The organism is Xanthomonas sacchari (genome assembly GCF_024266585.1).
Lineage (GTDB): Bacteria > Pseudomonadota > Gammaproteobacteria > Xanthomonadales > Xanthomonadaceae > Xanthomonas_A > Xanthomonas_A sacchari_C.
On the sequence record NZ_CP100647.1, the window covers coordinates 2,339,321 to 2,359,688 of the forward strand.

General features: G+C 69.4%; 17 protein-coding genes and 1 other RNA gene. 10 read left to right on the forward strand and 8 right to left on the reverse strand.

The annotated features are described in order from the left end of the window. Positions 1-45 precede the first annotated feature (45 nt). Positions 46-750 (forward strand): OmpA family protein, encoded by a 705-nt coding sequence (locus tag NKJ47_RS09570; protein WP_254461213.1) that lies wholly within the window; start codon positions 46-48, stop codon positions 748-750. Positions 751-846: 96 nt separating this feature from the next. On the opposite strand, the gene NKJ47_RS09575 is transcribed toward NKJ47_RS09570, so the two are convergent. After that, positions 847-1,950 (reverse strand): LysR family transcriptional regulator, encoded by a 1,104-nt coding sequence (locus NKJ47_RS09575; protein WP_254461214.1) that lies wholly within the window; start codon positions 1,948-1,950, stop codon positions 847-849. A gap of 125 nt (positions 1,951-2,075) precedes the next feature. Between NKJ47_RS09575 and NKJ47_RS09580 the strand changes: the two genes are divergently transcribed. The 6 genes from NKJ47_RS09580 (at position 2,076) to NKJ47_RS09605 (ending at position 9,795) form a co-directional block, all read left to right on the forward strand. After that, entirely contained in the window at positions 2,076-2,300 is a 225-nt protein-coding gene (locus NKJ47_RS09580) for a hypothetical protein (protein WP_254461215.1), read from the forward strand. Next, positions 2,297-3,070, forward strand: coding sequence for an SDR family NAD(P)-dependent oxidoreductase (locus NKJ47_RS09585; RefSeq protein ID WP_254461216.1), 774 nt, complete (start codon positions 2,297-2,299; stop codon positions 3,068-3,070). The genes NKJ47_RS09580 and NKJ47_RS09585 overlap by 4 nt, the downstream gene beginning before the upstream one ends. An 11-nt stretch (positions 3,071-3,081) precedes the next feature. Further along, on the forward strand, positions 3,082-4,272 hold the full coding sequence (locus NKJ47_RS09590; RefSeq protein ID WP_429002531.1) for an efflux RND transporter periplasmic adaptor subunit: 1,191 nt from the start codon (positions 3,082-3,084) through the stop codon (positions 4,270-4,272). A gap of 135 nt (positions 4,273-4,407) precedes the next feature. Further along, positions 4,408-7,578 (forward strand): efflux RND transporter permease subunit, encoded by a 3,171-nt coding sequence (locus NKJ47_RS09595; protein WP_254461218.1) that lies wholly within the window; start codon positions 4,408-4,410, stop codon positions 7,576-7,578. Between the two features lie 31 nt (positions 7,579-7,609). Beyond that, positions 7,610-8,344: an SDR family oxidoreductase gene (locus NKJ47_RS09600; protein WP_254461219.1), complete on the forward strand. Its 735-nt coding sequence runs from the start codon at positions 7,610-7,612 to the stop codon at positions 8,342-8,344. Then, on the forward strand, positions 8,338-9,795 hold the full coding sequence (locus tag NKJ47_RS09605; RefSeq protein ID WP_254461220.1) for an efflux transporter outer membrane subunit: 1,458 nt from the start codon (positions 8,338-8,340) through the stop codon (positions 9,793-9,795). Before NKJ47_RS09600 ends, NKJ47_RS09605 begins: the two co-directional genes overlap by 7 nt. A 206-nt stretch (positions 9,796-10,001) precedes the next feature. On the opposite strand, the gene NKJ47_RS09610 is transcribed toward NKJ47_RS09605, so the two are convergent. From NKJ47_RS09610 to NKJ47_RS09625, 4 genes are all read right to left on the reverse strand, one after another. Next, a complete protein-coding gene (locus tag NKJ47_RS09610; RefSeq protein WP_254461221.1) occupies positions 10,002-10,997 on the reverse strand; it encodes a GGDEF domain-containing protein in 996 nt (331 codons plus the stop codon). Positions 10,998-11,420: 423 nt separating this feature from the next. Beyond that, positions 11,421-11,594 (reverse strand): hypothetical protein, encoded by a 174-nt coding sequence (locus tag NKJ47_RS09615; protein WP_254461222.1) that lies wholly within the window; start codon positions 11,592-11,594, stop codon positions 11,421-11,423. A gap of 580 nt (positions 11,595-12,174) precedes the next feature. Then, on the reverse strand, positions 12,175-13,068 hold the full coding sequence (locus tag NKJ47_RS09620) for an SDR family oxidoreductase (RefSeq protein WP_254461223.1): 894 nt from the start codon (positions 13,066-13,068) through the stop codon (positions 12,175-12,177). Continuing rightward, complete coding sequence (locus NKJ47_RS09625; RefSeq protein ID WP_254461224.1) at positions 13,065-14,918, reverse strand: glycoside hydrolase family 15 protein; 1,854 nt, start codon at positions 14,916-14,918, stop codon at positions 13,065-13,067. The genes NKJ47_RS09620 and NKJ47_RS09625 overlap by 4 nt, the downstream gene beginning before the upstream one ends. A 221-nt stretch (positions 14,919-15,139) precedes the next feature. On the opposite strand from NKJ47_RS09625, the gene NKJ47_RS09630 reads away from it, so the two are divergent. The 3 genes from NKJ47_RS09630 to NKJ47_RS09640 are packed head-to-tail and all read left to right on the forward strand — an operon-like array spanning position 15,140 to position 18,859. Further along, positions 15,140-16,498 carry an alpha/beta hydrolase gene (locus tag NKJ47_RS09630; protein WP_254461225.1) on the forward strand — a complete coding sequence of 453 codons (1,359 nt, stop codon included), beginning with the start codon at positions 15,140-15,142 and terminating at the stop codon, positions 16,496-16,498. Beyond that, on the forward strand, positions 16,495-18,018 hold the full coding sequence (locus NKJ47_RS09635) for a GMC family oxidoreductase (RefSeq protein WP_254461226.1): 1,524 nt from the start codon (positions 16,495-16,497) through the stop codon (positions 18,016-18,018). Before NKJ47_RS09630 ends, NKJ47_RS09635 begins: the two co-directional genes overlap by 4 nt. 37 nt (positions 18,019-18,055) lie before the next feature. Next, on the forward strand, positions 18,056-18,859 hold the full coding sequence (locus tag NKJ47_RS09640; protein ID WP_254461227.1) for an SDR family NAD(P)-dependent oxidoreductase: 804 nt from the start codon (positions 18,056-18,058) through the stop codon (positions 18,857-18,859). Between the two features lie 237 nt (positions 18,860-19,096). Here the strand turns inward: NKJ47_RS09640 and NKJ47_RS09645 are convergent, their stop codons facing one another. The 3 genes from NKJ47_RS09645 to ssrA form a co-directional block, all read right to left on the reverse strand. Next, complete coding sequence (locus NKJ47_RS09645; RefSeq protein WP_254461228.1) at positions 19,097-19,264, reverse strand: SHOCT domain-containing protein; 168 nt, start codon at positions 19,262-19,264, stop codon at positions 19,097-19,099. A 90-nt stretch (positions 19,265-19,354) separates the two neighbouring features. Continuing rightward, the gene (locus NKJ47_RS09650) at positions 19,355-19,606 is read right to left on the reverse strand and encodes a hypothetical protein (RefSeq protein WP_254461229.1); all 252 of its coding nucleotides are present in this window, start codon (positions 19,604-19,606) and stop codon (positions 19,355-19,357) included. A 216-nt stretch (positions 19,607-19,822) separates the two neighbouring features. Beyond that, positions 19,823-20,174: a transfer-messenger RNA gene (gene ssrA, locus NKJ47_RS09655) on the reverse strand. Positions 20,175-20,368 lie beyond the last annotated feature (194 nt).

Sequence of the window (20,368 nt, forward strand, 5' to 3'; positions counted from 1 at the left end):
TGTTTATGCTGCGGCCACGTCAATCCAGGTTCGGGAGAGAACACCATGAAAACGACCGCCCTTCGCGGAATATCCGTGGCTCTGGCCAGTGCGCTGGTGCTGTCCGCCTGCGCCACCGGCGGCTCCTACGTGCAGCGCGACCAATACGGCAACCCCACCGAGCAGCAGAACCGCACCGGCCGCGGCGCGCTGATCGGCACCGCGATCGGCGTGGCCGCCGGCCTGCTCAGCGGCAGCAGCGCCACCGAGCGCCGCCAGCACGCGATGATCGGCGCCGGCATCGGCGCGCTCAGCGGCGCGGCGATCGGCAACTACCAGGATCGGCAGGAGCGCGCACTGCGCGAGCGCACCGCCAGCACCGGCATCGACGTGCGCCGCGACGGCGACAACATCACCCTCAACCTGCCCGATGGCATCACCTTCGACTTCAACCAGTCCACGCTCAAGCCGCAGTTCTATTCGGCGCTCAACGGCGTGGCCAGCACCCTGAAGGAATACAATCAGACCATGATCGAAGTGGTCGGGCACACCGACAACATCGGCAGCGATGCGGTCAACCAGCGCCTGTCCGAACAGCGCGCCTCCTCGGTGGCCGCGTACCTGACCGCGCAGGGTGTGCAGCCCGAGCGCATCCAGACCCTGGGCGCCGGCAAGAAGTATCCGATCGCCGACAACAGCACAGAGGCCGGCCGCGCGCAGAACCGCCGCGTGGAGATCCGCCTGGTGCCGCTGCGCGCCTCCGCCGGCTGATCGGTTGCGGCGATAGCGACAACGAACGGGCCGCACTGCGGCCCGTTCGCGTTTCCGCCGTACCGATGCGCTGCGCGGCGGCGTGCGCGGCGTGGTTCAGACCAGCGCCGCGTCCTCCTCGTCCTCGGCTTCGGTCTCCAGCGCCGCGTCCGCAGGCGCGGGGACGGGCGCGGCGGCGATGCGCGGCACGCTGCCCAGCGACTGCGTGTTCATCGCCACGCCGCTGCACAGGGTGAACTCGGCGCCATCCTCGGCCTGCTGCGTGGCCAGCTTGGCCGGGCACTGCGCCATCATGTAGCTGACGTCGAAGTTGAGCTTGTCGACCAGGAAGTCGACGAAGGCGCGCACCTTCGGCGAGAGCATGCGCCCGCCCGGGAACACCGCGTTGAAGTCCAGGTCCGGCCCGACCCAGCCGCCGAGCACGCGCCGCGCCTTGCCGGCCTCGATCAGCGGCTTGATCGTCGCGTCGCTGGCCAGCACCAGGCCTTCGCCGCAGACCAGGCCGCCGATCAGCGCCGCCGAATCGTTGGCCAGCAGGATCGGCTGGACCAGGAACTCGCCGCTCTGCTTGCCGTTGCGCAGCGGCCAGCACAACCGGTTGCCGCCGTTGCGGCCGTTGCTCAGCGCCAGCGTGCGGTGGTGCTGCAGGTCGTCCGGATGCAGCGGTTCGCCGTGGCGCTCGATGTAGTAGGGGCTGGCGAAGACCTGGGTGCGGAAGGTGGCGAGCTTGCGCGCGACCATGGTCGAATCCGGCAGCGTGCCCATGTGCAGGGCCACATCCACGCCTTCGGCGATCGGGTCGACCTTGTCGCTGGTCATGATCATTTCCAGCCGCACTTCCGGGTGCTGGCGGTGGAATTCGCCCAGGATCGGCGCGACCCAGGAGATGCCGGCCGAGTAGGGCACGCTGAAGCGCAGCCAGCCGCGCGGGCCGGCCTGCAGCTGGCCGACCGCGCTCTCGGCCTCCTCCAGTTCGCGGGCGATGCGCTGGCAATGCTCGTGGTAGACCGCGCCGGCCTCGGTCAGCCCGAGCCGGCGCGTGGTCCGGTGCAGCAGGCGTGCGCCCAGCCGCGCCTCCAGGTCCTGCACCTTGCGGCTGACGGTGGTCTTGGGCAGGCCGAGGGCATTGGCCGCGGCGATGAAGCTGCCTTGCTCGACCACCTTGACGAAGATCAGGGTGTCGTTCAGATCGTGGCTCATGGCGGTTCCTTGAGGGAGAGACGATTGGACCGATAGCGGGACGATTATTCCCCTTAATTCGGACTAATCAAGTGCGGCTTTGGCGCCTAATTTGTTCGCATTCGCCATCCCCGACGGTCTTTGCCATGTCGATGCGCCACCTGTTCCAGTTTTTCGCCTGCCCCGATCGCCAGCCGCGGCGCCGTTCCGCGCCGGCCGTGGTGACGCAATCCCTTTACCCGAAAGCGTTTCGCGAGTTCACGCCGCCGCCGCGGCGGCAGGGCGGCGGCAGCCTGCGCCTGGGCGCGTCGGGCAGCGATCGGCTGGGTCGCATCGCGATTGTCCCGTCGGCGGGAGGAAAAGTCCCGTGAGCGGGATGTTGGCCCCCGAGGTCCTGGTCCTCGGCGGCAGCGGCACGGTCGGGCAGGGCGTGGTGCAGGCGCTGCTGGAGGCCGGCAGCCCGGTGCTGGCGGTGGCGCGCGACCGCGCTCGCCTGGGCGCCTTGCGCGAGCGCCACCGCGACGAACCGGGCCTGGACGTGCTGTGCGGTTCGGTCGGCACCGACGCGGCCGCTGCGGCATTGGCGGCCGAGGTCGCGCAGCGGCCGCGGCCGCTGGCGGCGGTGGTGGTGTGCCTGGGCAGTCCGCTGCGGCCGGGGCGCCTGCTGGAGCGGCCGCTGAGCGCGCTGCGCAAGCGCCTGGATGCGGACCTGCTGCCGCACCTGGCCGCGGCCCGGCACCTGCTGCCGCTGCTGGCCGAGCATCCGCGCGGCGGCCGCTACGTGCTGCTGGGCAGCCCGTGCGCGCTGCGCGCCTGGTCCGGCCATGGCGACAGCTCGGTGGCGGCGGCGGCGATCCGCATGCTCGCCCAGGTGCTGCACGAAGAAGCCAAGCCGCTGGGCGTGCACGTGCATCTGCTGTCGCTGTCCGAGCCGGTGTGCCGCAGCGACGCCGCCATCGACGATTGCCCGGAGTGGTTCACCACCCTCGGCGTCGGCCGCGCCGTGGTCCACCTGCTCGCCGATCCGCAGCGACCGGACCGCGCCCTGGTCGAGATCGACCGCCGCCACTTCGCCCAGCCGCGCAACGCCCTGCTGACCGCCTTGCCGTTTTCCTTCTCCCCCCACGAGGTCTCTCCATGAATCCGATTCTGATGCCGTCGCGCCTGCTGCCGGGCGCCCTGCGCCCGCTGGCGGTGGCGCTGCTGGTCGCCACGCTCGCCGCCTGCGGCAGCCACGCCAACGAACCGGGCGCGCCGCCGCCGCCGAGCGTGGGCGTGGCGCCCGCGCTGCAGAAGCAGATCAGCCAGTGGGACGAGTTCAGCGGCCGTGTCGAGGCGGTCGAGCACGTCGACCTGCGCCCGCGCGTGTCCGGCTACATCGACAAGGTCGCCTACGTCGAAGGCCAGGAAGTGAAGAAAGGCCAGGTGATGTTCACCATCGATGCGCGCAGCTACCGCGCAGAGCTGGCGCGTGCCGAGGCCGAGCTGGCGCGCGCGCGCACCCAGGCCAAGCTCAGCGCCAGCGAGGCCGCGCGGGCCAAGACCCTGTCCGAACAGCAGGCCATCTCCACCGAGAGCTGGGAGCAGCGGCGTGCCGCCGCCGAGCAGGCGCAGGCCGACGTGCTGGCCGCGCAGGCGGCGGTGGACACCGCGCGCCTGAACCTGGAATGGACCCAGGTGCGCGCGCCGATCGACGGCCGCGCCGGTCGCGCGATGGTCACCGCCGGCAACCTGGTCAGCGCCGGCGACAGCGCCAGCGTGCTGACCACGCTGGTGTCGCTGGACAAGGTGCACGTGTACTTCGATGCCGACGAAGGCACCTTCCTGCGCTATGCGCAGATGGCGCGCGACGGCCAGCGCCCGAGCGACCGCGATGGCGGCCTGCCGGTGCAGGTCGGCCTGGTCGGCGAGGACGGCTATCCGCATGCCGGCAAGGTCGATTTTCTGGACAACCAACTGGTGCGCAGCACCGGCACCATCCACGTGCGCGCGCTGCTGGACAACGCCGATCGCCGCTTCACGCCCGGCCTGTTCGCGCGGGTGCGGCTGCTCGGCAGCGGCCGCTTCGACGCGGTGCTGATCGACGACCGCGCGGTGCTCACCGACCAGGACCGCAAGTACGTCTACGTGGTCGACAAGGACGGCAAGGCGCAGCGGCGCGACGTGCAGCTCGGCCGCAGCGCCGAGGGCCTGCGCATCGTGCAGAGCGGGCTGTCCGCCGGCGACAAGGTCATCGTCGACGGCGTGCAGAAGGTGTTCATGCCCGGCATGCCGGTGCAGGCCAAGCCGATCGCGCAGACCACGTCCCCGGCCGCACCGCGCCAGGCCGTCGCCCTCGACTGAGTCGCGGGCGTCGACGCAGCACCGGCCGGCCACCGCCGGCCGTACCCGCCGGGCCCGCAAAGGCCCGGCGCCGCCACCGGCATGCCCGCGTCCGCGCCCGGCCTCCCGTTCCATCCGTTTCCAGGACCACCACCCATGGACTTTTCCAGATTCTTCATCGACCGGCCGATCTTCGCCGCCGTGCTGTCGATCGTCATCTTCGCCGCGGGCCTGATCGCCATCCCGCTGCTGCCCATCGGCGAATACCCGGACGTGGTGCCGCCCTCGGTGGTGGTGCGCACGGTGTATCCGGGCGCCAACCCCAAGGTCATCGCCGAGACCGTCGCCACGCCGCTGGAGGAAGCGATCAACGGCGTGGAGAACATGATGTACATCAAGTCGGTCGCCGGCTCCGACGGCGTGCTGCAGATGACCGTGACCTTCCGCCCGGGCACCGATCCGGACGATGCCGCGGTCAAGGTGCAGAACCGCGTGGCGCAGGCGCAGGCGCGCCTGCCCGAGGACGTGCGCCGGCAGGGCGTGACCACGCAGAAGCAGTCGCCGACCTTCCTGATGGTGGTGCACCTGACCTCGCCCAAGGGCAAGTACGACACCCTGTACCTGCGCAACTACGCGCGCCTGCACGTCAAGGACGCACTGGCGCGGATCCAGGGCGTGGGCGATGCGCAGGTGTTCGGCGGCGGCGACTACGCGATGCGCGCCTGGCTGGACCCGGAGCGGGTGGCTGCGCGCGGGCTCACCGCCAGCGACGTGGTCGCGGCGATGCGCGAGCAGAACGTGCAGGTCTCCGCCGGCCAGCTCGGCGCCGAGCCGATGCCCGAAAGCAAGTTCCTGACCCTGATCAACGCCCAGGGCCGCCTGCGCACCGAGCAGGAATTCGGCGACATCGTGCTCAAGGTCGGCGCCGACGGCCAGACCGTGCGCCTGTCCGACGTCGCGCGCCTGCAGCTGGGCGCCGGCGACTACACCCTGCGCGCGCAGCTGGACGGCAAGAACGCGGTCGGCATCGGCATCTTCCAGGCGCCGGGCGCCAACGCGCTGCAGATCCGCGACCAGGTCATCGCCAAGATGGACGAGCTGACCAAGCAGTTCCCGGACGACGTGAAGTACGAGGCGGTGTACGACACCACCATCTTCGTGCGCGACTCGATCAGCGCGGTGGTGCACACCCTGCTGGAGGCGGTGCTGCTGGTGGTGCTGGTGGTGATCCTGTTCCTGCAGACCTGGCGCGCCTCGATCATTCCGCTGATCGCGGTGCCGGTGTCGGTGGTCGGCACCTTCGCCGCGCTGTACCTGCTGGGCTTCTCGATCAACACGCTGACCCTGTTCGGGCTGGTGCTGGCGATCGGCATCGTGGTCGACGATGCGATCGTGGTGGTGGAGAACGTGGAGCGCAACATCGAGGAGGGGCTGAGCCCGCTGGCGGCGGCGCACCAGGCGATGCGCGAGGTGTCCGGGCCGATCATCGCGATCGCGCTGGTGCTGTGCGCGGTGTTCGTGCCGATGGCGTTCCTGTCCGGGGTGACCGGGCAGTTCTACAAGCAGTTCGCGGTGACCATCGCCATCTCCACGGTGATCTCGGCGATCAACTCGCTGACCCTGTCGCCGGCGCTGGCCGCGCGCCTGCTGCAAGGCCACGACGCGCCCAAGGACCGCCTGTCGCGCGGCATGGAACGGCTGTTCGGCGGCTGGCTGTTCCGTCCGTTCAACCGCTTCTTCCACCGCAGTTCCGACCGCTACCAGAGCGCGGTGTCGCGCATCCTCGGCCGCCGCGGCGCGGTGTTCGCGGTGTACGTGGCGCTGCTGCTGGTCACCGGGCTGATGTTCAAGGCGGTGCCGGGCGGTTTCATTCCGACCCAGGACAAGATGTACCTGATCGCCGGCGTCAAGCTGCCGGAAGGCGCCTCGATCGAGCGCACCGACGCGATGCTGCGCAAGGTCGCCACCATCGCCATGCAGACCGACGGCGTGGCCCATGCGATCTCGTTCCCGGGCCTGAACGCGCTGCAGTTCACCAACACGCCCAACACTGGCGTGGTGTTCCTGCCGCTGAAGCCGTTCGCGCAGCGCCACCGCAGCGCGCTGGAGATCAATGCCGAGATCAACCAGCGCATCTCGCAGCTGGGCGAGGGCATGTCGTTCGCCTTCATGCCGCCGCCGATCCTCGGCCTGGGCAACGGCAACGGCTACCAGCTGTTCATCGAGGACCGCGCCAACCTCGGCTACGGCGCGTTGCAGAACGCGGTCAGCGCGATGCAGGGCGCGGTGGCGCAGACCCCGGGCATGAGCTTCCCGATCGGCACCTACCAGGCCAACGTGCCGCAGCTGGATGCCGAGGTCGACCGGGTCAAGGCCAAGGCCCAGGGCGTGGCCCTGACCGATCTGTTCGACACCTTGCAGACCTACCTGGGCTCGACCTACGTCAACGACTTCAACCAGTTCGGCCGTACCTGGCAGGTGATCGCCCAGGCCGATGCGCCGTTCCGCGAGAGCGTGGAGGACATCGCCCGGCTGCGCACCCGCAACGCCCAGGGCGAGATGGTGCCGATCGGCTCGATGGTGACGATCAAGCAGACCTACGGCCCGGACCCGGTGCTGCGCTACAACGGCTATCCGGCCGCCGACCTGGCCGGCGAAGCGGATGCGCGATCGCTGTCCTCTGCCGAGGCGATGGCCAAGATCGCCCAGATCGCCAAGCAGGTACTGCCCAACGGCATGGAGATCGAGTGGACCGACCTGAGCTACCAGCAGGCGACCCAGGGCAATGCGGCGCTGGTGGTGTTCCCGCTGGCGGTGCTGCTGGCGTTCCTGGTGCTGGCCGCGCTGTACGAGAGCTGGACGCTGCCGCTGGCGGTGATCCTGATCGTGCCGATGACGCTGCTGTCGGCGCTGTTCGGGGTGTGGCTGAGCGGCGGCGACAACAACGTGTTCGTGCAGGTCGGCCTGGTGGTGCTGATGGGCCTGGCGTGCAAGAACGCGATCCTGATCGTCGAGTTCGCCCGCGAACTGGAACTGCAGGGCAAGGGCATCGTCGAATCGGCGCTGCAGGCCTGCCGCCTGCGCCTGCGCCCGATCGTGATGACCTCCATCGCCTTCATCGCCGGCACCGTGCCGCTGGTGTTCTCGCATGGCGCGGGCGCGGAAGTGCGCTCGGCCACCGGCATCACCGTGTTCGCCGGCATGCTGGGCGTGACCCTGTTCGGCCTGTTCCTCACTCCCGTGTTCTATGTCGCCCTGCGCAAGCTGGCCGGGCGGCCGCTGGTCTCGCATGCGCCGGCCCACGCCGACGCGCCGGCGCACGGCTGATCCTTTTCCCATCCTTCTCAGGAATTTCGCAATGAACGCAGCACACAAGATCGCCCTGGTCACCGGCGCCACCCGCGGCATCGGCCTGCATACCGTGCGGCAGCTGGCCGAAGCCGGCGTGCACACCCTGCTGGCCGGGCGCGACGCTACCCGCGCCAGCGCCGCGGCCCTGGAACTGCAGGGCGAGGGCCTGCCGGTCGAGCCGCTGACCCTGGACGTCACCGACGCCGCCAGCATCGCTGCCGCGGTGGAGGCGGTGCGCGCGCGCCACGGGCGGCTGGACATCCTGGTCAACAACGCCGGCATCCTGCGCGACGACCTGCGCCTGAGCGTGTCGCAGCAGCGCCTGGACACCTGGCGCGAGACCTTCGACACCAACCTGTTCGGCCTGATCGCGGTCACCCAGGCGTTCCTGCCGCTGCTGCGCGAAGCGCCGGCCGCGCGCATCGTCAACGTCTCCAGCCTGCTCGGCTCGCTCACGCTGCACAGCCAGCCCGGTTCGCCGATCTACGACTTCAAGGTGCCGGCCTACAACGTGTCCAAGAGCGCGGTGAATGCCTGGACCATCCAGTTGGCGCACGAACTGCGCGATACCCCGATCAAGGTCAACACCATCCACCCCGGCTACGTGAAGACCGACATGAACGGGGGCGAGGGCGAGCTGGACGTGGCCGACGGCGCCCGCAGCAGCGTGATGATGGCGCTGCTCGACGCGGACGGTCCCACCGGCAGCTACACCCATGTCGGACAGGTGCTGCCATGGTGATCCGTCCCGCACTCGGCGCGCTGGCGTTGGCGCTGCTCAGCGCCTGCGCCAGCGTCTGCCCCGACTACCGCGCGCCGGCGCAGCCGCCGGTGACGCTGCAGGGCGCGGCGTCGCCGGTGTTCGCGACCGATTCGCCGGTCGCGTCCTGGTGGGCGCAGTTCGACGATCCGGTGCTGGAACAACTGGTGCACGACAGCCTGGTCGCCAACCTGGACCTGCGCATCGCCCTGGCGCGCGTGCACGAGGCGCGCGCGGTCTTCGCCGAGCAGCGCCTGGACCAGGCGCCGCACGTCACCGCCGATGGCGACTACAGCCGCGGCAAGGCGCCGGATGCCGACGCCGGCGGCGCACGCGTGCTCACCGAGAGCTATCGGCTGGGCTTCGATGCCGGCTGGGAGCTGGACCTGTTCGGGCGCCAGCGCCGCGCCAGCGAAGCCGCGCGCGCGAATCTGGAGGCCGAGCAGGCCGGCCTGGCCGACGCCCAGGTCACCGTCGCCGCGGAGGTGGCGCGCAATTACTTCGCCCTGCGCGGCACGCAGAAGCGCATCGCGCTGGCGCGCACCACACTGGACAACCTGCACGACACCCAGCGCCTCACCGAGACCCGCTGGCGGCTGGGTGCCGGCAGCGAACTGGACGTGCAGAGCAGCCGCGCGCGGTTGAAGGCGATCGAGGCCGACATCCCGCTGCTGGAAGTCGACGCCGCGCAGGCGCGGCACCGGCTGGCGGTGCTGCTGGGCAAGCCGCCGGGCACGCTCGACGCGCTGCTGGCGCCGCAGCCGACCCCGGCCTATGCGCGGGCCTTGCCGCTGGGCGACACCACGCAGTTGCTGCGCCGGCGTCCGGACGTGCGCATCGCCGAACGCCGGCTGGCGGCGGCGACCGCGCGGGTCGGCGTGGCCACCGCCGATCTGTTTCCGCGGATCAGCCTGTCCGGGTTCGTCGGCTTCCTGTCCGGCGACGCCGGCGCCTTGCTGCACGGCCGCAGCAAGGCTTGGTCGCTGACCCCGTCGATCCAGTGGGCGGCGTTCGACCTGGGCAGCGTGCGCGCGCGCCTGCGCGCCAGCGAGGCGCAGGCCGACGGCGCCGCCGCCGACTACGAGAAGGCCGTGCTCGGTGCGCTGGAGGACACAGAGAACGCGCTGACCGCCTATGCCCACGAACAGGCCAGGCTGGCGATCGTGGCCGAGCAGGCGCAGGCCGCGCAGCGCGCCGAGGCGCTGGCGCAGATCCGCTATCGCGAAGGGTCGGAGGATTTCCTGACCCTGCTCGATGCGCAGCGCACGCAACTCACCGCCAACGCCGACCTGGCCGACGCGGAGGCCGCGGTGAACATCGGCGTGGTGCGGGTGTACAAGGCGCTCGGCGGCTGGGGCCAGGATGCGGGCACGGAGGCGGGCAGGGACGTGGCGACCACCGCGGTGGCGGCGTCCGCGGTGCAGGCGCGCTGAGCGGGAGGCTGCGAAGTCCGCGGTGCGGGCCGACTGCACGCACCGCGATGCCTGGCGGCCCATCTCGTCTCACCATCGGGCCGGATGCAGGGTTGCCTTTAGGAGCGGCTTCCGCTGCGATGGGCGTTTCTGGTTTAGCCCGCCGCGGCGGAAGCCGCTCCTGCGCGCGGCCGATCGCGCCGTGTCTGCCCGCGGGTGCCGGCCGCTCAGTCCTGCGCGACGTCCTCGGCGATCACGTAGCGGTCGCGTCCGTTGTTCTTGGCCTGGTACAGCGCGGCGTCGGCGCGCGAGAACCAGTCGTGCCACTGCACCTCGTCGCAGAGCATGGCCGCGCCCAGCGAGACGGTGATCGTGCCGTTGGGGCCGCGCAGCGCGGCGCGTGCGGCGTCGTGCAGGCGCCTGGCGAAGGCGGACAGTTCGGTTGTGGACTGCAGCCGCGCCACCACCACGAACTCCTCGCCGCCGAACCGGAACACCTCGTCCGGCGCGCGGACCTGCGCGCGCAGCAGCGCCGCCAGCTCGGCCAGCACCCGATCGCCCTCGGCATGGCCGTAGAGGTCGTTGACCTCCTTGAAATGATCGATGTCGAGCACGATCAGCCCATGCCGGCGGTTGGCGCGACGCGGGTCGGCCAGCCGCTGCGAGAGGCTGCGCTCGAGCATGCGGCGGTTCGGCAACCCGGTCAGCGGGTCGTGCGACGCCAGTTGCTCCAGTTGCACGCGATCGCCTTCCACCCGCAACGCCAGCATGTAGCCCAGCCCGGTGATCAGCAACGACACCGCCAGCATCGAGAAGAGGTGTTCGGCGCCCAGTCCGCTCGCCGTGACCACCAGCAGGACCGCGATCAGGGTGGCGTTGCAGGCCAACGCGACATGGCGCGTCACCACGAAGAAGTTGCTCATCATCACCAGGTACAGCCACGGCACCGCGGCATGGCGCAGCGCATGGCAGGCCAGGGCGCTGCCCAGCAACCAGCTCAGCGACAGCAGCGGATCCATGCGGCCGTCGCCGCGGTGCAGCGCCAGCCAGGTCGCCAGCGCGGCCAATCCGGCCAGCGCGGCACCGGCCAGCGCGTTCAATGGCGCGCCGATCGCCATCTGGTAGGCGGCGAACAGCAGCAGCACCGCCGCCGTGGACGGACCCAGGACCTTGATGATGCCGAGTCGGAAGTGCCGGCGCAGGGTCAATCCCGCGCCGCTCACGGAGAAGGACCCCGGATCAGTGCATGGGCAAGGTGGATGGGCGAGCTGGGGCGGGCGACGGACATGGTGACGTCAGCGGAGGCGGAAGGATGCTGCGCACGCAGAAGCAAGTTCCGTGCCCGACCTGTTTTTGTGGTTTTCATTCCGCTGCTGAACAGGACGTCGCGCGATTGTCGACACGCTGTGCGTCGCGACGGCATCGCATTGACGCCGGGACGGAGGTTGCGAAGAGGTCGGTTGCGCCACACGACGGGCGTGCCCGGGTCGGGGTGGCTCGAGCCGCCGCGTACGGCGGCGCAGCGGACGTGGTGCTGGCCTCGAGCTGGCGCCGTGCGCGTCGATGCGATGACGGGATCGCCGCGACGTGGTGCGCTGGCATCGCGCCGGCAGGGCATGGCGAACCCGACACGCCGGCGAGGACGACTACGCCGCGTCGCCGTCGATGGCCTTCAAGCCCTTCTGGTTCAGCGCGAGATCGCCGTCCTCGCCTTGCGCCGCATAGTTCTCGCGCACCGCCCAGGCCGCCTCCGCTTCGCTGACCGGCGTGGTGGCGTGGATGTCCTGCAGGATGCGCAGTTGTTCCTGGGTCAAGGGCATGGCGGGCAGTCTCGGAGCGGTCAGGGCATTCCACCCTACAGGCCAGCGGTGACGGGGGCGTCGGCGCGCCATGAAGGTGGCCTCCGGCAGGCGGAGCGCCGGACGCTGAGCGGGGCGTGCGTCCGGCGCGTTCCGCGGCGCGGTCGCGTCGACATCATTCCGCAACGCCTCAAGGACGCCGCCGTAACGGACGCCGCCGCATCCTACGCGTACCAGCTGTGCGGCCGAAGGCAACGCTCGGGGCTGCTTCAAGGATGCAAGCATCCGCGGCTGGACCACTTCCTTGCGCATCGCCAGGCACACTGGTCTGGCGATGCGTTTTCGTGTCTTTCGTGGCGATGCAGGCGCAGCGCGATGGCGTTCATTGCGCTGCGCTCGGAGCGTACGCCGTGACGCGCGGTGTCGGCGCCTGCCGCGCACCATCCGCAGCCCGCGCGCTGGTGGATGGACGCGGTCGCAACGAAAGCTCCGCTGGCGCCCGCGCTTTCAGCGGCACAAGGCCAAGTGGCCCGGCGACTGGAAACGCGATTGCGCGCATGGGCGCGCAACCGCGTCGACCGTGTGCCTGCAACGCGCCGCGCTAGGCGACGCCGGCGCCACCCGTCGCGCCGAACACCTCGCCGGTCAGGTAGCTGCCTTCCTGGCTGGCGAGGAGCACATACAGCGGGGCGATTTCGACCGGCTGGCCGGGGCGCTTGAAGTGCGTCTTCGATCCGAACTGGGTGACCGCCTCCATCGGTTGGCCGCCAGAGGACTGCAGCGCGGTCCAGAAGGGACCCGGTGCCACCACGTTCGCCCTGATGCCCTTTTCGCTCAACTGCGCCGCCAGCGCCTTGGTGTAGGCGACGATGCCGGCCTTGGTGGTCGCGTAGTCGAGCAGGATCGCCGACGGGTCGTACGCCTGGATGGACGCGGTGGTGATCACCGCGGCGCCCGCCGGCAGGTGCGGCACCGCGGCGCGGCAGATCCAGTGCATGGCATAGAGATTGGTCTTCAGCGTCTTGTCGAAATCCTCGTCGCTGACCTCGCCGATCTCTTCCCGATACTGCTGTCGCCCCGCATTGATCACCAGGATGTCCAGGCCGCCCAGGCCGGCAACGGCTTTCTCGACCAACGCCGCGCACCAGTGCCGGTCGGTGATGTCGCCGGGAAGGCTGATCGCCTTGCGTCCTTCGGCCTCGATGAGGGCGACGACCTCCTGCGCGTCCGACGCCTCTTCGGCAAGGAAGGAGATGGCCACGTCGGCGCCCTCGCGGGCGAACGCGATCGCCGCGGCGCGACCGATGCCGCTGTCGCCGCCGGTCACCAGCGCCCGGCGGCCTGTCAGCTTGCCCGAGCCGCGGTAGCTGGTCTCGCCATGGTCGGGAACCGGGTCCATGTCCGACGCCTTCCCCGGAACCGGCTGCGGCTGCGGCGGGAAGGGCGGCTTGGGGTATTGTTCGCGCGGGTCCTGCATCTTCAGTCGATCGTTCATCGCGTCTTCCTCTTCTTGGCGTGTGGGCGGAGTTTCACCGGATTGGTTTGCGTGTTCTCGATGGTCGACATCGCCATGATCTGGGCGAGATGGCTCAGTCCTTGCGGGAAGTTGCCCAGGAAACCGCCGGAATGCGGATCGACCATTTCGCTCAACAGGCCGTCGCAGCGATCCAGCGCGGCGTTGAGCTGGATCAGCCGTTTCCTGGCTTTGGCTTTCTGTCCCAGGCGGGCATAGGCTTCGGCGATCCAGTAGGAGCACGCCACGAAACACCCTTCTTCCTGCGCCATGCCGGAGTAGCGGTAATGGAACACGCCGGCCCCCAACGCGCGGTCGATCGCGTCGAGGGTGGACAGCAGGCGATCCTTGCCGTCGAAGCGGAAGCGCGCGGCGAGCGCCACCGACGCATCCAGCCTGTCGCTTCCCGGATACATCACGAACGCCTGTTGCGCGTCCGACCAGCAGTGGGTTTCGATCCAGTCCTTGATCCTGTCGCGCTCGCGTTCCCAGCGATCGCGACAGGTCGTCGGCAGTTGGCCCTGATCGGCCAACTCCACGGCCCTGGCCAGCGCCTGCCAGCAGCTGACCTTCGACATGGTGTAGTGCTGCAGCTCGGGCAATTCCCAGATCCCCGAGTCGGCCTTGCGCCAGCGATCGGCGCATTGGTCGGCCAGGCGCGACAGCAGTTCGGCGCTGGACGCGTCCAGGATGTTGCCGCGGCTCACGAAGCAATACGCGGTCTCGAAGATGTCGCCGTAGATGCCGTGCTGGTGCTGCTCGCCGGCGAGATTGCCTTTCACCACCGGCAGGGTGTTGCGATAGCCGGCGGCCTCCAGTTCGGTGACGTCGGTAACCACTCCGCCGTCCAGGGTGAACACGACTTTCGGGCCGTGCTGTCGCAGTTGCCGGATCAGCCAGGTGAACGCGGCCTTCGATTCCGCTTCCAGGCCCGCGGCGAGAAACGCCTGGATGGTGTAGCCGGCATCGCGGACCCAGGCATAGCGATAGTCGAAGTTCTTGTCTCCCCCGATCCGTTCCGGCAGCGACGTCGTCGCGGCCGCGGCGATGGCGCCGGAGGGCGAATACAGCAGCAGCTTGAGCGCGAGCGCGCTGCGCAGGAAAAAGTCCCGGCCCTCGCCGGAGAACGTCACGTTCTTCGACCATGCCCGCCATTCCTTGTCGGTCAGGTCGATGCGGCTGTCGATCTCCTCGATGGTGGGGGCGACCAGCGGCTCGTCCTCGCCGACGACCAGGCCGACCGTCGCGCGTTGCCCCTGCGCGACGGTGATATGGCCGCGAACGCCGTGGTCCGACCACGCGCAGGTCAGCCGGTCGTCATGGATCATGACGCCGAGCAGGCGGTCGACATGGAACACGGTGTGCGGGCCGATCGCTGAACAGTAGGGGCTGGCGTTCTTGGCCCGCAAGCTGAATTTCAGCTCCAGCCGGAAGCGCATTGTTCCGCGCTGGCACTCGATGCGCCGCGCAAGCTCGCACCAGGGCAGTCGTCCCGCATGCCCGCTGTTGAGCGACTCGGTCAGCGTCGCCCGTCCGGATGCGGTGGTGAACGTGGTGACCAGGACATTGCTGTCTCGCCGATAGTGCCGCTCGCTGCGGAACGGCTGGTCCGGGGCGAAAACGAAGTAACCGCCTTCCTCCGCATCCAGCAGCCGGTCGAACAGCGGCGCGCTGTCCATGTTGGGCGCGCACCACCAATCGATGGAGCCGTCCGCCCCGGTCAACGCGACCGAGCGTCCTTCGCCAAGCGCGCCGTACTGCTCGATCGGCAATGCGCCGTCGGTGCGCTCAGCGGTATGGGTCGAACGACGCCGACGGGCGGTCGCAGGCACGCGCTCAGGCTCCGCACCAACACGCGTTGGCGCAGTGCTGGTACGTCGTCGATTCCGGCATGGCGTGTCGATGCGGCATGAAGAAAGCGCAATAAGCAAGGGCAGGCCGACGGTAGTGGTCGGGCTGCCGACGCGCGGTGAAGACGGCACGCGCCGCGCAGGCCTGCACGTGGCGTGGACGAGGGCTGTTCCATCGTGCGTGACCGTCATCGAGGTGCGCCATGGGAAAACCGGTCCTGTACTTCCTGCACGCCCTCGGCTCGAGCGGGCGCGAGTGGTCTGCGGTGATCGAGTTTCTGGACGCGCGCTTCGACTGCATCGCACTGGACATTCCGGGCTTCGGCAATGCGCCGGCGTTGCGCCGTCCCGATGTGGCGGCGCTGGTCGATTGGTTCACGGGCGAGGTCGCGCGGGACAGGCCCGACTGCTGGTATGTCGTGGGCCACAGCATGGGCGGGAAGATCGCCACCCTGGCCGCGGCGCGCGCACGCGACGGCATGGCCGGACTCGCCGGCCTGGCCGGGGTCGTCCTGGTGGCCGCATCGCCGCCCGCGCCCGAGCCGATGGACGAATCCCGGCGGCAGACCATGCTGTCCTGGTTCGCCGCCGCCGGTCCCACGCGGCAGCAGGCCGAGCAGTTCATCGACGACAACTGCGCGACGGCGTTGCCGACGCCGCCGCGCGACGGCGCCGTCGACGATGTGCTGCGCAGCAGCGCGCGCGCATGGAACGCCTGGCTCACGCATGGCAGCCGCGAGGATTGCGCGGCGCAAGCCGGCTGCATCGAAGTGCCCGCCCTGATCGTCGCGGGCAGCGAGGATGGCGATCTCGACGAAGCGGCGCAGCGGCGCTGGAACCTGCCGCATTACCGCGACGCGCGCCTCGCGGTGGTGGCGCAGGCCGCGCACCTGATCCCCTACGAACAGCCGCAGGCGCTCGCGGCGTTGATCGCCGCGCATGTCGACGGCACCGCAGCACGCCGGCTGCCCGACGACTTCGTGGCGTTGCTCAACGCGGAGCGTGTCGCGCCGCAGATGCGCAAGACGCTGCTGCATCGCCACGCAGGGCCGTCCAGCACGGCGAAAGGGGTATTGAGCGCGCGCCAGTCGAGCACGCTGGCCGCGGTGGTCGAACGCGTGCTGGACGGTGCCGGCGACGCCAGGGACATCGCACGCCGCATCGACGTCGATCTCGCCAGCGAAGTGGGCGACGGATGGCGCTTTGCCGATCTGCCCCCCGATCGTCTCGCCTGGCCGCTGGGGCTCGATGCGCTGGACGCACTGTCGGGCGGGTTCGCCGCCTTGTCCGCACAGGAGCAGGATCGTTGGCTGCATGCCATTTTCGTGCGCGAGGCGGGCGATTGTGCCGATTGCGGATGGAGCGCGGCGCAACTTGCCGCCTGGTTCGAAGACCTGCGCGCCGAGACCGTGCGGATCTGGACAAGCCTTCCCGTCACCATGGCCGCATTGGGCTACGACGGCTTCGCCGTGGGCGGATTGGGCGCGGGCAGCCCCGGTTACCAGGAAACCGCCGCCGATCGGCGCGAGGCGTGGCAGCTGTTGCCCAAGGCGCATCCATGACCGTCGCCTCGGCTGCTGTAGCGGATGCGGTCGTGGTCGGCAGTGGCGCCGGCGGCGGTCCGCTGGCCGCGCGGTTGGCGCAGGCCGGCGTCTCGGTGGTGGTGCTGGAAGCCGGCGCGGCGTTCGGCCCAGACGCGCACCGCGCGGACGAGCTGGCGACGGACATCTACTGGATGGACGAGCGCCTCAGCGGCGGGCGCACGCCGACGGCATTCGGCCCGAACAATTCCGGTGCGGGGCTCGGCGGTTCGACGCTGCATTGGGGCGCCTTCTGCCCGCGCCCGGACCCGCGCGATCTGCAACTGCGGACGCAGACCGGCCAGGGCGAAGACTGGCCGATCCCGCATCAGGAGCTGCTGTCCTATCTGCAGCGTGTCGAACGCTTCATCGGCGTGTCCGGGCCGGCGGTCTATCCATGGGATGGCGCGCGCTGCTATGCCTTCCCGCCCGCCCAGCGCAACGCGCCTGCCGAGGCGATGGCGCGCGGCTGCCGTGCCCTCGGCATCACCGCCGCCGATGCACCGGCGGCATTGGTCACCCGCACGCACGAACAGCCGCATTGGGGCATGCGGGTCGCCTGCAACAATTGCGGTGCGTGTCATCAGGGCTGCAGCAACGGCGCCAAGGTCAGTGTGGATACGACTTGGTTGCCGTTGGCACGGGCGCATGGCGCCGACCTGCGCACCGATTGCCGGGTGGTCGGGATCGAGCGCGACGGCCGTGGCGCGGTCAGCGGCGTCGTCTACCGGCAGGGCGAGCGCGAACTGCGCCAGCGTTGCTCGGCCTTGTTCCTGTGCGCTGGCGGTGTGGAAACCCCGCGCTTGCTGCTGAACCTGGGACTGGCCAACTCCAGCGGCCAGGTCGGGCGCAATTTCATGGCGCATGTCGCCACCCAGGTCTGGGGCGCGTTCGACATGGACATGCGCATGAACCGCGGCTACCCCTCGTCGCTGATGAGCGAGGACATGCTGCGCCCCGCGCATGCCGGGTTTGCCGGGGGCTATCTGATCCAGAGCCTGGGCGTGCAGCCGGTGACGCTCGCCAACACCCTGGCGCGCGGCGCCGGACGCTGGGGCGCGGCGCTGGTGCGGACCATGATGCGTTACAACCGCCTGGCCGGCATCGGCGTCAATGGCGAATGCCTGCCGCAGGACGCCAATCGCCTGACGCTCGCCGACGAGCACGACGCCTTCGGCCTGCGCAAGGCGCGCATCGACTTCAGCTACGGCCCCAACGAACAGGCGCTCGATGCCCACGCCAGGCGCACGCTGCAGGCGATCTGGGAGGCGGCCGGCGCCCAGGACATCTTCGCCGCCGCGCGCTCGGCGCACACGCTCGGCACCTGCCGGATGGGCCGCGATCCCGCGCGGGCCGTGGTCGATCCGGACGGCCGTTCGTTCGACATCGGCAACCTCTACGTCTGCGACAACTCCGTGTTTCCCAGTGCGTTGGCGGCCAATCCCGGCTTGACGCAGATGGCGCTCGGCCTGCGCACCGCGGAGCGGTTTCTCGCGCAATAGGCGGTTGCTTCCCCTTCACTATAACGAGGACATCGACATGGACCTAGGCATCAACCATCGCATTGCCCTGATCAGCGGCGCCGACTCGGGCATGGGCAAGGAAACCGCACGGCAACTGCTGCAGGCCGGCGTCCGCGTGGCCATCACCGACCGCGTCGATGGCACGCTCGAGGAGGCGCTGTCCGAACTGTCGGGCCTGGGCGAGGTCATCGCCGTGGCGGGCGATGTGAGGCGTGCGAACGATGTCGCGCAGATCTGGGCGCAGGTCCGGGCGCAACTGGGCGATCCGGATATCTACGTCAACGCGGCCGGCGTCACCGGCGCGACCGGCGACTTTCTGGACGTGAGCGATGCCGGGTGGCTCGAGACGCTGGACATCAACCTGATGGGCGCGGTGCGGATGTGCCGCGAAGCGATTCCCGCGATGCGCCGCAACCGATGGGGACGCATCGTGCTGTTCGCGTCCGAGGACGCCGTGCAGCCCTACGTGGACGAGCTGGCCTATTGCGCGTCGAAGGCGGGGATCCTGAGCCTCGCCAAGGGCCTGGCCAAGGCCTACGGCGGCGACAACGTGCTGGTCAATACGGTGTCGCCCGCGTTCATCCATACCCCGATGACCGACGCGATGATGCACAAGCGTGCGAAGGAGAAGGGAACGACCTTCGATGAAGCGGTGTCGTCGTTCCTGGACGAGGAGCGCCCCGGCATGGTCCTCAAGCGGCGTGGCCGGCCGGAAGAGGTGGCGGCGGCGGTCGCGTTTCTCTGCTCCGAGCGCGCCAGTTTCATCAATGGCGCCGGCATCCGGGTCGATTCCGGGTCGGTGCAGACCATCGCTGGTTGAGTCGGAAGCGGCCTGAGGCGACGACAGTGCTCCTGTGCGCTTCGCAGGAGCCCGCCGTCGAAGATGACGCTGTCTCAAGAGGGGCCGCAGGCAAACAGCAACTGCTGCTTCGGCGACTGGCGGTTCGACGGTAGCACGCGTGAGGAGCACACAGTGCGTGTTTCGCTGTCTCGCACCCGGCCACCGCGCCGGCGTGCCTGTGTACGGAACATCGCGTGAGTGCTGTTTTCGACGTGGCTAGCGCGACAGCAATTTGGCCTTCTGCGCCTGGAACTCGGCGTCGGTGAGTAGGCCTTTCTTTCGCAAGTCGTCCAGCTTCAGCAGTTCGGCGTATAGATCGGGCTGGGCGCCAAGTGTGTGCGCAGGCGCGCTGGCTGCGGCTGGCGAGGTGGCGCTCGCGTTCACCTCGATCTGAATGTCAGCTCGTGGCTGCAACCCGACGGCATCCTCAGCCCCCTGTGGGACCAGGCGGAACTGATACTCGACGTATGGCCATTAGCCCGGTCCGCCTGCGTCCACTGCTTGCATTGCCACCGGCACCGCCTGCATGTTCTGGGCAGCGGCGAAAGCGTTGGCGGCGAGGAGTGCCTTGCGCTTGGTCGTGGCGGCGCTTGCGAAGATGCCGGCGTGATTCTTGACTGTCACCATCCACACGCCTGGCGATACCTTCACGAACTCGGGTTCACCGGCCTGCGCGGTGCAAGCTAGCACCATCCATAGCACGGGCGCGAACAGAATGCGTTTCATGGTCTTCTTCCTCGGCGAGTGGTCGCAGTGCTGTCTCGTAAGGCTGTTGGGCTCCTCACGGTCCCGTGTCTCATCATGGCACGCGGCAACGTGACCGGTTAACCGGACGGTGTCGGTGGCGACAGGCGGGCCACTGGTTGGCATCAGGCACAAAAAAAGCCGGATACCGATGCGATCGGGATTCCGGCTTCGTTTGCACGTCCGTGGACGTTTGGATGGTGGAGGTGGGCGGAATCGAACCGCCGTCCGAAGGCACTCCATCCCCGGCACTACATGCTTAGCTCATCGTTGGATCTCGCCCCGGGACAGCACGATGTGCGAAGCGCATCCCGGGACCAGCCTGCTTGATTTAGCCAATGGCTGACAGGCAGCCACCACCGGCGATTCCGTGATAATGACCCTACGTCGCGAGCACGGACACAAGCGATTTCGGGGCTAGGCCTTAAGCGGCCAGTGCGTAGTTGTCGTCGTTGGCAACTATAAGTTTGCGGCTGGATTTACGAGGAAAGCTGCCCCCTCGGCATGCGCCAAGCGATTTTGCAACCCCCGTCGAAACCAGTGCACCCCCGGGGACAACGTCAAACGCTGACCTGCACAGTGTAGGGATCGGGGAGGGCAGTCACAAGTCTTGCGACAGGCCGCGCTTAAGCTGGCTTCACTGCGGCGCCGGCCCTGCCGCGGCGCGGTCCCCCAGGCAACCCCCAGCATGGAGCAGCGCAATGGCAAGCAGACAGTCGCGTGGCCGCAGCAGCGGACGCGTGT